The 12,223-nt window shown below is 55.0% G+C and carries 19 protein-coding genes; 10 read left to right on the forward strand and 9 right to left on the reverse strand.

Going from position 1 to position 12,223, the window contains the following annotated elements:
* Positions 1–34: 34 nt before the first annotated feature.
* Complete coding sequence (locus DW56_RS21905; RefSeq protein ID WP_024551796.1) at positions 35–208, reverse strand: con-10 family general stress protein; 174 nt, start codon at positions 206–208, stop codon at positions 35–37.
* Between the two features lie 283 nt (positions 209–491).
* Between DW56_RS21905 and DW56_RS22525 the strand changes: the two genes are divergently transcribed.
* The 3 genes from DW56_RS22525 to DW56_RS18625 all read left to right on the forward strand — a co-directional run bounded on the left by DW56_RS22525 (position 492) and on the right by DW56_RS18625 (position 1,673).
* Positions 492–692, forward strand: a complete 201-nt coding sequence (locus DW56_RS22525; RefSeq protein WP_152976864.1) for a hypothetical protein — start codon at positions 492–494, stop codon at positions 690–692.
* Positions 637–1,131, forward strand: a complete 495-nt coding sequence (locus DW56_RS18620) for a YbaK/prolyl-tRNA synthetase associated domain-containing protein (RefSeq protein ID WP_024551795.1) — start codon at positions 637–639, stop codon at positions 1,129–1,131. Before DW56_RS22525 ends, DW56_RS18620 begins: the two co-directional genes overlap by 56 nt.
* A gap of 95 nt (positions 1,132–1,226) precedes the next feature.
* Positions 1,227–1,673 (forward strand): DUF441 domain-containing protein, encoded by a 447-nt coding sequence (locus DW56_RS18625; RefSeq protein ID WP_024551794.1) that lies wholly within the window; start codon positions 1,227–1,229, stop codon positions 1,671–1,673.
* An 8-nt stretch (positions 1,674–1,681) separates the two neighbouring features.
* Here DW56_RS18625 and DW56_RS18630 read toward each other — a convergent pair whose 3' ends face one another.
* Positions 1,682–2,482: an AraC family transcriptional regulator gene (locus DW56_RS18630; RefSeq protein ID WP_024551793.1), complete on the reverse strand. Its 801-nt coding sequence runs from the start codon at positions 2,480–2,482 to the stop codon at positions 1,682–1,684.
* A gap of 101 nt (positions 2,483–2,583) precedes the next feature.
* Between DW56_RS18630 and DW56_RS18635 the strand changes: the two genes are divergently transcribed.
* Positions 2,584–3,768, forward strand: a complete 1,185-nt coding sequence (locus tag DW56_RS18635; protein ID WP_029697441.1) for a CynX/NimT family MFS transporter — start codon at positions 2,584–2,586, stop codon at positions 3,766–3,768.
* Positions 3,769–3,801: 33 nt separating this feature from the next.
* Here DW56_RS18635 and DW56_RS18640 read toward each other — a convergent pair whose 3' ends face one another.
* A complete protein-coding gene (locus tag DW56_RS18640) occupies positions 3,802–4,509 on the reverse strand; it encodes a CTP synthase C-terminal region-related (seleno)protein (RefSeq protein ID WP_024551791.1) in 708 nt (235 codons plus the stop codon).
* Between the two features lie 182 nt (positions 4,510–4,691).
* On the opposite strand from DW56_RS18640, the gene DW56_RS18645 reads away from it, so the two are divergent.
* A complete protein-coding gene (locus DW56_RS18645) occupies positions 4,692–5,039 on the forward strand; it encodes a DUF488 domain-containing protein (protein WP_029590166.1) in 348 nt (115 codons plus the stop codon).
* 76 nt (positions 5,040–5,115) lie between these two features.
* On the forward strand, positions 5,116–5,685 hold the full coding sequence (locus DW56_RS18650; RefSeq protein WP_024551789.1) for a hypothetical protein: 570 nt from the start codon (positions 5,116–5,118) through the stop codon (positions 5,683–5,685).
* Here DW56_RS18650 and DW56_RS18655 read toward each other — a convergent pair.
* A complete protein-coding gene (locus DW56_RS18655; protein WP_024551788.1) occupies positions 5,678–5,983 on the reverse strand; it encodes a hypothetical protein in 306 nt (101 codons plus the stop codon). The two genes, DW56_RS18650 and DW56_RS18655, sit on opposite strands and share 8 nt — an antisense overlap.
* A 286-nt stretch (positions 5,984–6,269) precedes the next feature.
* The gene (locus tag DW56_RS18660; RefSeq protein WP_024551787.1) at positions 6,270–6,806 is read right to left on the reverse strand and encodes a hypothetical protein; all 537 of its coding nucleotides are present in this window, start codon (positions 6,804–6,806) and stop codon (positions 6,270–6,272) included.
* 183 nt (positions 6,807–6,989) lie between these two features.
* On the opposite strand from DW56_RS18660, the gene DW56_RS18665 reads away from it, so the two are divergent.
* Positions 6,990–7,229, forward strand: a complete 240-nt coding sequence (locus DW56_RS18665; protein WP_024551786.1) for a DinI family protein — start codon at positions 6,990–6,992, stop codon at positions 7,227–7,229.
* A gap of 624 nt (positions 7,230–7,853) precedes the next feature.
* Here DW56_RS18665 and DW56_RS18670 read toward each other — a convergent pair.
* Positions 7,854–8,264 (reverse strand): ASCH domain-containing protein, encoded by a 411-nt coding sequence (locus tag DW56_RS18670; RefSeq protein ID WP_024551785.1) that lies wholly within the window; start codon positions 8,262–8,264, stop codon positions 7,854–7,856.
* A 713-nt stretch (positions 8,265–8,977) separates the two neighbouring features.
* On the opposite strand from DW56_RS18670, the gene DW56_RS18675 reads away from it, so the two are divergent.
* Positions 8,978–9,721 carry a hypothetical protein gene (locus tag DW56_RS18675; RefSeq protein WP_024551784.1) on the forward strand — a complete coding sequence of 248 codons (744 nt, stop codon included), beginning with the start codon at positions 8,978–8,980 and terminating at the stop codon, positions 9,719–9,721.
* A 141-nt stretch (positions 9,722–9,862) separates the two neighbouring features.
* On the opposite strand, the gene DW56_RS18680 is transcribed toward DW56_RS18675, so the two are convergent.
* The gene (locus tag DW56_RS18680; RefSeq protein WP_029697439.1) at positions 9,863–10,456 is read right to left on the reverse strand and encodes a hypothetical protein; all 594 of its coding nucleotides are present in this window, start codon (positions 10,454–10,456) and stop codon (positions 9,863–9,865) included.
* Positions 10,457–10,632: 176 nt separating this feature from the next.
* The gene (locus tag DW56_RS18685; RefSeq protein WP_234409182.1) at positions 10,633–10,854 is read right to left on the reverse strand and encodes a hypothetical protein; all 222 of its coding nucleotides are present in this window, start codon (positions 10,852–10,854) and stop codon (positions 10,633–10,635) included.
* 163 nt (positions 10,855–11,017) lie between these two features.
* On the opposite strand from DW56_RS18685, the gene DW56_RS18690 reads away from it, so the two are divergent.
* Together DW56_RS18690 and DW56_RS21910 are read left to right on the forward strand one after the other, a co-directional pair.
* Positions 11,018–11,266, forward strand: coding sequence for a glycine zipper domain-containing protein (locus tag DW56_RS18690; protein WP_024551781.1), 249 nt, complete (start codon positions 11,018–11,020; stop codon positions 11,264–11,266).
* Positions 11,267–11,609: 343 nt separating this feature from the next.
* Complete coding sequence (locus tag DW56_RS21910; protein WP_071789719.1) at positions 11,610–11,783, forward strand: con-10 family general stress protein; 174 nt, start codon at positions 11,610–11,612, stop codon at positions 11,781–11,783.
* A gap of 203 nt (positions 11,784–11,986) precedes the next feature.
* Here the strand turns inward: DW56_RS21910 and DW56_RS22735 are convergent, their stop codons facing one another.
* Positions 11,987–12,142 (reverse strand): hypothetical protein, encoded by a 156-nt coding sequence (locus tag DW56_RS22735; protein ID WP_162838668.1) that lies wholly within the window; start codon positions 12,140–12,142, stop codon positions 11,987–11,989.
* Positions 12,143–12,223: the final 81 nt, after the last annotated feature.

Genomic DNA, 12,223 nt, shown 5'->3' on the forward strand with positions numbered 1-12,223 from the left:
GCTGCTGTTGCGTTAATACCATGCAGGATTAACCTTATTTGCGATCCTTATCATGGCTATGCTGTCCCCCTTTCTTGCCCGCTTCAGAAGCGCGCTCGGGGTCGTTTTTAAAGTTGCCGCCGCTACGCTGGCCGCCCTTGCGGCCCGCTTCAGACGCTTTTTCGCGGTCTTCAGCAAAGTTGCCGGAGCCGCCACGATGTTCCGCCATACCCAACCTCCGTAAACACATTAATTACCCGAACCGATGTTGCCTCGATAATATAAAAGGCTGATTCACCGTCAGGCTGAAGCGTAATAGAAAAGCGCTTGCCGCCGCTCCTTTAATTCACAGTACATTGCCGTTCGCCATGAATAAAAGATAAGCCCTCCTCTTTTATTCCGCTGCTGCTTAACCGGATTGATTGACGGGCAGAAACAAGCTTTACACCGTGGCAACGCATTATTTTTACCCGCTACTCCACGATAATACAGTTCCATCAGGTAAGCCAAACGTGCAACGTCAATTCTCTGCCCTGTTTTATATATCTCGTTATTTTGAAGATAAATTTATTTTCGATTTTTACATTATTGCAATGTCACGCCGCGCTGCGTATCGTAAACGGTACAATTATCAACCGGCAATCAGCGGAGAAAATAATGACAGACAAAGGCGTGGCGGTGCATCAGCAACTGGTGGCGTTGCTGAAAGATAACGAAGCGCGCTACCGGGTGATGGACCACGAACCCGTCGGCAAATGCGAGGAGGTGTCGTTAATTCGCGGCACCGCGCTCGGACAGGGCGCCAAAGCGCTGGTTTGTAAAATCAAGGGCAACGGCGTTAAGCAGCACGTTCTTGCTATCCTGGCTGCGGATCAACAGGCAGATCTGACGCTGCTGGCGCAGCATGTCGGCGGTCTTAAAGCCTCGCTGGCGAGCCCGGCGGAAGTGGATGCGCTAACCGGCTGTGTCTTCGGCGCGATCCCCCCGTTTAGTTTTCACTCAAGCCTGAAACTCGTGGCGGACCCGCTTCTTTTTGCCCGTTTTGACGAAATCGCCTTTAACGCCGGTCTGCTGGAAAAATCGATAGTGATGGATACGGCGGATTATTTGCGCATCGCCCGTCCCGAACTGATCGATTTTCGCCGTAGCTAACGATTTCAGACCAAAGCGGCCATTTTCTGACCCGAACCGCTGCGGTTTCGCTCTACTTTTTCCTTTAATAAAAAGGGTTCAGGCAAGGAACTCCTATGTTTGACAGCACGCTGTTGATTTTACTGGCGCTGGCGGCGCTCGGTTTTATCAGCCATAACACCACCGTTGCCATCTCCGTTCTGGTGCTGATAGTTATCCGCATGACGCCGCTGCAACAGACATTTCCCTGGATTGAAAAACAGGGGCTGACCATCGGCATTATTATTCTCACCGTCGCCGTGCTGGCTCCCATCGCCAGCGGCACGCTGCCCGCTTCCACGCTGTTTCACTCTTTCCTGAACTGGAAATCGCTCGTGGCCATCGCCGTAGGCGTATTTGTCTCCTGGCTTGGCGGACGCGGCGTCACGCTGATGACCGGCCAGCCCAGCATCGTGGCCGGGCTGCTGGTGGGAACCGTATTAGGCGTGGCGCTGTTCCGGGGAGTGCCGGTCGGGCCGCTGATTGCCGCCGGGCTGGTATCGCTACTGATTGGCCGCCAGTAAACGCCCGCTCAGAGGCCGGAGGCAGGCGTTTGCGCGTCACGCAGGTAACGCCCCGGCGTTTGTCCCAGCGCTTTTTTGAACATGGTGATAAAGGCGGTGGTGGAGTCGTAGCCCAGCGCCTGAGCCACCTGCGTGACCTGCTGGCCATCAATAAGCAGACGCAGGGCGACAATAAGCTGAAGCTGCTGGCGCCAGCGGCGAAAACTCAGCCCTGTTTCCTTTACCACCAGCCGGGCGAGGTTGCGTTCGCTCATGGCGAACTGCGCCGCCCAGGCCGCGAGCGTACGACGATCGTCCGGTTTTGCCGCGAGCGCCTCGACCATAGCGCGAATTTTTGGGTGTCTGGAGACGGGCAACTGAAGCTGTTCCACCGGCTGGCGCGCAAGCTCATCGAATAATACCTCAACCAGGCGCGCCAGCTGAGCGGGCTCGCTTTGCGTTTTTCGCCGTTCCGCCAGCGTTAAAATCAGCTCGCGCACCAGCGGCGAAATTTTAAGCGTGCAGCACGATCGCGGCAGGTTCACCGCGCCGGGTTCGATAAAAAGAAAACAGAGTTGCGCGTTCGCCGTGGCGCGATTGCTGTGGGCAAGTCCGCCAGGCAGCCAGACGGCATACTGCGGCGGCACCATCCAGACCCCCTGCTCCACTTCGCAGGCAATGCCGCCATGAAGCGCAAGGATCAGCTGCCCCTTACGATGGTGATGAAACGGGATCTCCTGTTCGCTTTCGCCCACGCGAATGCGAAACGCCACCGCCGGGTCGGCATGAAGATCCGGGTTGTAGCCTTCAAGTTCTAAGCCCTGTTCCATGAGGTTGTCCGAATTTAGCGATTAACTGGCATTTTAGCTTGATTCCATAATCCCGAAGAAGCGTTATGCTCTGCATCACGTTTTTTAGATGAGACAGCCTGATGACTTCCACTACGCTTGCCCGTCCCCGCGCTCTGTTGTTGCTGGCGGGCATTCTGACTATCGCCACCACGCTTCGTGTGACGTTTACCGGCGCGGCGCCGCTGCTGGACGCCATTCGCGATGCTTTTGACCTCTCTACCGCCAGCACGGGCGTGCTGACGACGCTGCCGCTGCTGGCTTTTGCGGTGGTTTCCCCGCTGGCGGCTGGCGTGGCGCACCGTTTTGGCATGGAGCGCAGCCTGTTCGGCGCGCTGCTATTGATTTGCGCAGGCATCGCGCTGCGATCGGCAGGCGGCGCGACCGGGCTTTTCGTTGGCACCGCCGTCATCGGCTGCGGTATCGCGCTCGGCAATGTCCTGCTGCCGGGGATGATCAAGCGCGATTTTCCAGGCCAGGTGGCGCGGCTTACCGGCGCCTATTCCCTGACCATGGGCGCGGCGGCGGCGCTTGGCTCGGCGCTGGTGGTGCCGGTCGCGGCGCTCGGTTTCGGCTGGCGCGGCGCATTGCTTGCGCTGATGGCTTTCCCGCTGCTGGCGCTGCTGCTGTGGCTTCCTCAGCTGCGTCAAAAGCGCGCATCGACGGTAAACGGCCCGTCGCCGCGCGAGCAGCGCGCCCTGTGGCGCTCATCGCTCGCCTGGCAAGTCACGCTTTTTCTCGGCCTCAACTCGCTTATCTATTACGTGGTGATTGGCTGGCTGCCCAGCATGCTGATAAGCCAGGGCTACAGCGAGGCGCAGGCGGGTTCGCTCCACGGATTGCTGCAACTGGCGACGGCGGCGCCAGGCATTGCGGTGCCGATTATCCTCTCGCGGCTTCGCGATCAGCGCGCTATTGCGGTCGGCGTCTCGCTGCTTTGCGCGGTCAGCGCGATCGGGCTATGGCTCGTACCAGGCCAGGCGGGGCTGTGGGTGGTGCTGTTCGGTTTTGGATCAGGAGCGACCATGATCCTCGGCCTGACCTTTATCGGGCTGCGCGCCAGCTCCGCGCATCAGGCGGCGGCGCTTTCCGGTATGGCGCAGTCGGTAGGCTATTTGCTCGCAGCAGGCGGTCCGCCGGTTATGGGGAAACTGCACGATCTGCTGGCAAGCTGGAGCCTGCCGCTTATTCTCTGCGCGCTGCTGTCGGTCATTATGGCGACATTCGGCGCATTCGCCGGGCGCGACCGGGAGATCCATGTCGAGTGATCGGGCCAGGGGCGCCCCCCTGGCTTCGCGGCATTAACGCTGAGCGGCGCGTAAAAACGCCTGCACCAGCGGCGCGGGGCGGCCATCCAGCGCCGCGCGCTCATGCTGGAACAGCGTGGCGACGAAAAAGGGGTGCGTCACCAGCTCAACGGCGCGGATTTCGCCTTCATCATCCCAGCCGGTCACTTTCAACGGCTGCTGCGCCAGCGCTTCGGCAAACAGCGGCGCAATGCCGTAGTTACAGTGATAGCCCTCTTCAATTTCCAGCTGGCCATAGGCTTTGGCGATAAGCGTATTGGGACGAAGTTCGATGGTGTCGCGCTTTTCCACCAGCGAACAGGTCAGCGGCGCAATCACCAGCCGCCCTTCGCTGTGCGTTTCGCCATGGGCGGCGTCGCTCCAGCCCATGACGTTTCGGGCATAGTCGATAATAGCGTGCTGGAAGCCGCCGCAGGTGCCGAGAAACGGCACGCTGTTTTCGCGGGCATAGCGAATGGCGTGAAAGGCGCCGTTTTCATTTTTATAGGGACTTGCCGGCACCACCCAGATAGCGTCGTAGCCGACCAAATCTTCCGGGCTTGCAATGTCCGGCGTGGCGAGCCAGTCGTAATCGGCGGTCACATCCAGCACGGCGGCGGCGTCGTCAATCGCGAGGGGAATAGCCTGATGCGCCAGCACCTCGGGGTTATAGTCGCCAACCAGAGCGATACGCAGAGTGGATTTCAGGGGAGAGTTTTCCATGAGGGTTTCCTTATGCAGAGAACGGTGATGCATAACATAAGGAACCTCAGCATACAGATCCGGGCGCGCGCTAACAACACTAAAAAATAGCAGGGTTTTCAGGGAGCTCGGGTTTGGCGCAGACAAATCGCCAGGCGTAGAATGTGCTGGCTGAAACAGCGGCTTTGTGTTTGCGAGGAACCATGATCCAGATAAAACGTGTTTACGACGCGCCTGCCCCGCAGGATGGCTACCGGGTGCTGGTCGACCGGCTCTGGCCGCGCGGCGTGAAAAAAGAGGCGCTGAAGTGCGACGAATGGTGCAAAGCGCTCGCCCCTTCAACCCGGCTACGTAAAGACTTTCACGCGGAACTTATTGATTTTGCCGCCTTCAGCCAGGCTTATCGCGCGGAGCTTGAGACGCTGAAAGCGCAGGCGCAACGGCTTGCAACCCTTTCGCGCACGCAGCCTGTGACGCTGCTTTATGGCTCACGCGATACGCAGCAAAACCATGCGCAGGTGCTGGCAGACTTTTTACGTGCTCTGGCATAGTCGCTGCGACGAAAGAATTAGCCTCGCCGCGCTCTGGCGCTGCCATACTGTGAAAAGTTTGACGGAGGAGAAAGCGATGGCGGCGCGTTGGTGGCAAACCGGATGGGTGGTGTTGGGCGGGCTTGTCTGCCTGAATCTGTTACAAAACGGCGTCCCGGCGGGCATTTTTTTCCTGCTGGCGATGGGGCTGATTTTTCCGCTGGCGGTGGCCATGCGTTTGCACCAGCTCACCGAGTCGGGCCTGGTGCTCATCCCGCTTGAATATCTCGACAGCGGCAATGGCTCGCGCCAGGCGCGCTTTCGCCGCAGCCTCACTAACCCCTGCTTTTACAGCGCGGAGCGCGCAAGAGCGTTTTTCGCCAGCGCGTTAGGCATAAGGCTGGCGTTACAGTCGTCGATTTTACTGATGCTGGTGGCGCAGTCGCGCATAGTTATGCCGCCGCTTGCGCTGCTGAGCGCGTTTCTCGGCGCCGGATGGCTGCTTTACGGCATGGTGCGATCCTGCGTCTGCCTGCATGCGGTGCTAAGCCGAAGCTGGAGCGTAGAGCAGCTCGTGTCCGACAGCCAGAGCGAGTGGTATCGCGCCTACCTGTGGTGGCAGAATGCGCGTACGCCGGCGCTGGATACGCTGCTCAGCCTTAGCTGAGGAAAAGCGCCTCTTCTCTGGCGGGCGCCAGGTCGCCATCCAGCGGCATTAAATGTTCGGCGCGCACAAAGGCAAAGCCATGCTGTCTGTCAAATGACACTACATCGCCCGTCACCAGCCACAGGGCGCGAACGCCTTCGCGCGGCATTTGCGTCGTCACGCCATTAACGGGATTGATAAAACGCTCTCCCGGCTGGCACAGCGCAAAGAGCTCAACGGATTTACCGACATTCACCCGCCCGGCGGCGGTACGCGCGCCAATAATCATGGCAAGCGATCCCGGTTTTAACTGGAACATTGTATTACTCGCAGGAACAAAAAAAGAACGCGCAGATCAGAACATTCCTAACGGCGGTTGTAAATAATGCGTGTGCCGCAGACCGCACTTTTTACCCCCCTGTAAGCAAAATTCACCGTTTCTCCATATTTGCAGCCCGGCGCTGCATTACCCTCGAAGCGTTCTGTCGTTGGACCACGGAACGCCATTCTCAAATTTAATGAATTGAATTTGCCCCGCGCACCCTGCGGGGCATTTTTTTTGATGGGATCAGAAGAGAGATGACCGGGTAGGCGAAGAGCGCCCGTCAGGCATTGTCCCAGCCGAACTGCTGGCGGATAACGCGCCGGTAAGGGGTATCGAGTTGGGCCGGAACCTGCTCAATGTACTGGCGCGCATGTTCCCGGACATCGCCCGTCAGGCTCTCCAGATAAGCGACCGCTTGCGCCGCGGTGGGAATTTGCCCTTCGTTATGGCCTACGCGCGGCGGCAGGGCGGTCCAGATAAGCGCATCGATATGGCGCTCCCGCGCCCAGGCAGCCAGTTCTCCCACAGCCTGTTCGTCAATAAGCAAAAGACCCGTGCCGTCTTTTCGCTCTGGCGGAATAGCTTCCCTTTCGCGCAGGGCGAGCGTCGCCTCTTCTTGTGAATTCACGGCAAGCTGCGCCCATAATACAGGCACGCGCGGCGCGTTCAGGCAGATGGCGGTCGCCAGTTCGCCGCCGTCGCTCATGCGTGAAAATTCCACCGGCAGCCGCGGCCCATCCTGATGCCACTCTCCCGCCACGGGCAGCGGGTCGGGCTTCCAGATAAGCGATCCCCAGCCGAGACACACAATATTCATCAGTACCGCTCCTTACTGCAAAAAGTTAGCGTTCCTTATATTTATAGCTCTCCAGGCGAAGCGCGGTGAAAGAAATAAACCGGCGAAGCCTCGCGCTTTCGTTAAGTCTCATCTTTACCTTTTTCAGACGCGCGTTTATAGTGCATTCCCGCTGTATATAAACCCAGTACCCGAGGTTCCCTGATGTTTGTTGAACTTGTCTATGACAAACGTAACGTTGCCGGTCTGCCTGGCGCCCAGGAGATTATCCTGAACGAGCTGACCCGCCGCGTTCACCGTATTTTTCCTGACGCTGATGTGCGCGTGAAGCCCATGCAGACCAACGGCCTGAACTCCGACGCCAGCAAAAACGATCGCGAAAAGCTTAACCGCATGCTGGAAGAGATGTTTGAAGAGGCGGATATGTGGCTGGTAAGCGAATAATTCGCCTTTCTGTTTGATAAACCAGGGCGGGCCTTGCTCTCTCCCGCCTTTGCTCACGGGCTGCCCTGCCGTCTGTTGTTTCCTTTCTTTTCCTTTTCGGGCTGCGCAAAATGTGCGTGAAGAGACGTTTTCTGCCTGCTCAGGTTGCGCCCTGCGTCTCTCTGATGGCATAAAGGCCGCTTCCTCAGAACCCTGCAAAACAAGGACTAACAACAATGAGAAAGACCACGCTGATACTGATTGTCGTGGCGGCTATCGCCTGGGCAGGCGTCGCGTTCGGCTGGTGGTAATTACGCCTGCCATTTATGGTGGGCAGACAAAGGCCGGCAGCACGCTATACTCAGTGACAAATAAAAAAGACCCCGTGTATTCTCCCGGCCTGGCCGGGTTTTTTTTCGCCTGTTAATCCCCAGGCTGGCTTTCAGGCGCGGCCTGCATGGCGCTCGCCAGCAACGCTATCTCTTAAGCGACCTGGTGCAAGTCATATTCGGTTCGCGCGCCTGCTATGCCGTTTCCCGCGCCGCCGCGACTGCCAACAAACGCTTTCTCTGCGCATCGGTCGCCAGCGCCTCCTGGTCATTCTCCGGCCTCGTCACCCCCTTTCGCCCGCTATCGCACAGTGATTTACAGCGTTTCGATAAGAATAAAGTGTTCAAACACCAGCTCCATGTCAGGCGAAAATGTGCCTTCGCGTTCGAAAAAAGCGCGATGTTCTTGCTGCCAGTAGCGCAGGCTAAGATCGCCCTCGCCTTCCAGCTGCGCCAGCTCCGCCGTTACGTCGTCAAAGCGGATAAGTTGCATTGCCTGGGTGCGAATGACGCAAACGGGTTGTTGCTCGCCGTTCAGCACAATGTGATAGCAGCCCGGCCAGGGACGGACGGTCTCCTGCTCAAAGCTCGCCAGCGAACCGCAGGTTGCGCGTTTTTTACCGGCAACCACCAGCGCAGCAAGCTCATTCGCCATAGCGGCTGAATCGCCGAATGACCACCGGAAGGCATTGGGATATTTTTGCGAGAGCGCCTCATTCTGCGCCATAACCTTTCCTTTTTACGTAAAAAAATAAACGGTAATGCCGCTAAGTAAAACTCAAGCCGTCTCTGTTTTCACCTACGAAATCTAAGGAAGCAGTGGTCATCCTTAGGCTTTGCCAGCCCCTATCTTCGCGCCAGGGCAGGCCTTTTTAGGCGCATTAAATTCATGGTTATAAAAAGGTTTACAAGCAAAATGAGAATGATTATATTTTGCGTATCGAATAGTTGAGTGTTTCACTCAGGTATTCGATACGACATTGCTCACATTGCTTCCAGTATTTCTGGCCCGCCTCGTTATCTGTGCGGGCTTTTTTTTATCTGCCATTTGCTTTCTTTGCCTGGGCGCACGTGTTGCCTGACCGATTTTGTCGGTTACGCTTGTTTACCCACACAGTAAGCACGGCTAAATAATATCGACCTGAAACTTTATCTGTAGCGCTGAATAAATGTAAAAGCGGGAAAAGGTGAATAACAAATTAAGCGGTCATCAATGAACGCTGCCGGTATGGCTGACTTTTCCTGACAAATTTATCCGTAACCGGTTGCAGAATATTTAAAGTGCATAATTAAGAGATTAGGCCCGCAAAAAAGCAATAACGAAGCGGAATATTATTACCTGGCGCAAATTAGCCGCGCTTTACCCTATCTAATTGATGAAAATTCAGCCAGACTAAGATTTCTGGAATGTTTACTGTATTCCTTCTTGTTAAGGTCTCTATGAAATATCTCAACACTGAAACGGTATGCGCCATGACGGGCGTATTGCCGACTACGCTTAAAAACTGGAAGCGAGCGGGGCTTATCTCGCGCGCGGAAGATCTTAAGCGCGGATATAGCTGGAGCCAGTACATCAGAATTAATCACATCCTTGTCCTGACTTCCCGTGGCGATACCCTGGGCGAAATTTATAATCTGATTTATGCCCCACGCCATTATCATCACAGCGGCTGGGGATATCGTCTTGAAGAGTTGTTGCTGCTGCTTGATTACGCCGATGATGTCGCGCTGGATAAACATTTGCGGCGCCTGATGCGTGACTACAGCAGTGAAAATTGCGTGAATTATTTATTAAAGCCGCTTAACGATTTACTTCATAAGGAAAGTTTGTCGGGTAGCGCATTAAGACACTCACGGTTTCATCGTGCTGTTGTACAGCAAACCCTGAACAGTATGCAGAATAGCGAACGGCAAAAAGCGGTGCCGCTGTTTCTTGAAGCAGTCAGCGTAAACAATGAAACGGAAATCTGGCTGGAAGCCCTTCGTCTGACAGGGCTTGGATTTCGCGTTGAAATCGCCTCTGAACCGGGAATGCGTCCCGCAGTGGCGGCCCGCCGGTATGACCATCATTTTATGTGGTGCGGCGCCGGCATTAGTCCAGGCATGAAGCGTCATTTTTCACAGCGGCTGGAAGCAGGCGACCCGATAATGCTTTGCGGCCCCGATAAAGCCGAGCGTGTCTGAAAGCGCGCCTCGCCAGCCTCCATAAAAACCGCCTCCGGGCGGTTTTGTTTTTCAAGCCGCTATTTCTGGCGGGCTTGCCTGCTGGATCCGCCAGCGCAAACAGCATCGCGCTTAGTAAAAACCCTGTTATGCATATGCTTTTTACCTTTCGTTATTCAGTAAATACCAGCCGACAGAAGAGAGACAAAGCGCGTAGCCGAAAAACTCTACGCCCTCTTCCACCATATTTTTGACCAGCCGGTTATATCCCTCTTCCATGACCTGCTCCCAGAGAATATGCATACCGAAAAGACGAGAAAAGATCAGGATGCACAGCAGGCCGGAAAACATCATGCCGTAGGAGGGGTGACGCATAAAGCGAGCCAGCTGTCGCACCGTGTCGCGAGGCCGGGTAAGACAATAGCCGATGCTGGAAAGCGCGGCGACAAGCGCAAACCAAACCCACGCACCGTGCCGGATTTCATCAAATAAAAAATCCATTTCCCGGATAAGCATGCAGCTAAAGAAACCGGCGATGAGAAAAGCGCCTTGCCGCATTTCCCGCTCCCGGTAACCGTGACGCAAAAGAAGAAAAGCAATAGCTGCCAGCATCACTTCCTGCATTATCTCTGTGATGGACGTTTCGTTAATGCCGTCATGAAGCCAGGCGATATCGATATACAGGGCGCTGACAGTAAGCAAAACCAGAAGTGCGGAGGCGAAAAACGAGAGGATATTTTTTAAAACAAAAGACATAACAACCAGCAATTAAGTAAATACTTAATTGTACTGAAATAACGGCCACCAGGTTCGCGTTATGTGCGTAATTCGGCTGCATCTTGCTGTAATGCGCCAGGAAATGCCATTTTTTGCCAAATAAAAACGCTGACAACGCGCTGATAACGTAAATGAAATAAAGACCCCGTTCTCGATCATTCCATTTCGTTTTCTTCAGGTGGTTGCAGCGGGCCGCTGAGTACGCTCACTTCATTACCGTATGCAATAACATCTCCCGCGCCCACAAAATGCCACACGCCGGTAATGATTTCGCCCGTTAAATAATCCCGCGTTTCTTCGTTAGCATACCAGGCCACGACTTTAGCGCCCGCATAGCGCACCCAGTAAAATCCCTCTTCCATGTTTTTCTCTACCATTAAAGGAGTAAGTGCTCAGTATACGCCTGGATAAAACGGCAGCGTCGTGAGCCAGCTCCCTTCTTTTCCAGATACAAAAAGGTTCATAAATCCTGGTTTCCAGGGCTGCGTCTGGCGCTCTGCTACACTTAACACTTACCGAGTAACGTTTCAGGAGGGAAATATGTTTGGTAAAGCCGATGATAAACTGAAAGAAGTATCAGGTATTGCTCAGGAAGCTTATGGGCGCGTCACCAACAGCCATCAAGATGAAGCGAAAGGCGCGGCGCGTCGGTACGCGAACCAGGCAAGCTATGCGGTGCGCGACGCAGCAGACACCGTACGTGACCAGGTGACCTCCAACCCGTTTAGCGGTCTTGCTATTGCAGCCGCCGCAGGCGTTGTGCTGGGTTATCTGTTAGCGCGCAAATAATCTTTCGGGGCCGCCATGCGGCCCTGCTTTTTCCCCCGTTTCGCTTTTTCTCCTTCCCGCTTTTCTTTATTTCCATAAGTTTTTGTTATCTCCGCCCTTTGCGGCCTTCGCCCCTGCCCACAGGCTTTTTTTAACGCTTTTTTCGCCAGCAAAGATATATTCTACAGGCTGTAACTTTATATATAAGTTATTGATATTCAACATAAAACAATTAAAAGGCCGATACGGATTATTCTTACTTCCCTAACCGCAATCAGCTTCTATATTTAATCGTGTAGCAACGATGCAGTAGCATTTAACGCTACTTTTACTTTCCTGGATGAAACTAAATCTGGAGGTTTATATGGCCGAACATCGTGGTGGTTCTGGTAACTTCGCAGAAGATCGTCAGAAAGCTTCTGAAGCAGGTAAAAAAGGTGGTCAGCATAGCGGCGGCAACTTCGCTAATGACCGCGAAAAAGCCTCTGAAGCAGGTAAGAAAGGTGGACAGAACAGCCATGGCGGTGGACGTAAGTAAGTCTGAGCTCATGCGCTAACCCCCTTTCAGGGAAAGAAAGTGTATAAAGCCTCTTCCTGGATAAACCTCCAGGGAGAGGCTTTAACATTGGGGCGACTGACTTCTGGCCGTTTCCCCGTACGGTAAGCATCATCATTTTTTCTTATGATTTTTGTGGCGGTTACGCAGGCGCAGCCTGACGCCGCGCCGCGTTTATTCACGCTTTACTGGTCTTGCTCACGTTGCGCCTTGCGATGATCGTCATGGCTGAGCGTATCGTCTTCCTCGTAAGCATTCCCCCCTTTTGGCGCCGCCTCCGGCAAGCCTTTGCTCACTTCGCCTTCTTCTTTACGATGCGTATTGGAATCTTTATCAACCATCTGAACCTCCTGACCTGTAGGAGCGGTAAGTTTAGCTCACCGCCTTCACTTGCCTTTTGCCACGCCAGTTAACGCGCAAGC

Source organism: Franconibacter helveticus LMG 23732, assembly GCF_000463115.2.
Lineage (GTDB): Bacteria > Pseudomonadota > Gammaproteobacteria > Enterobacterales > Enterobacteriaceae > Franconibacter > Franconibacter helveticus.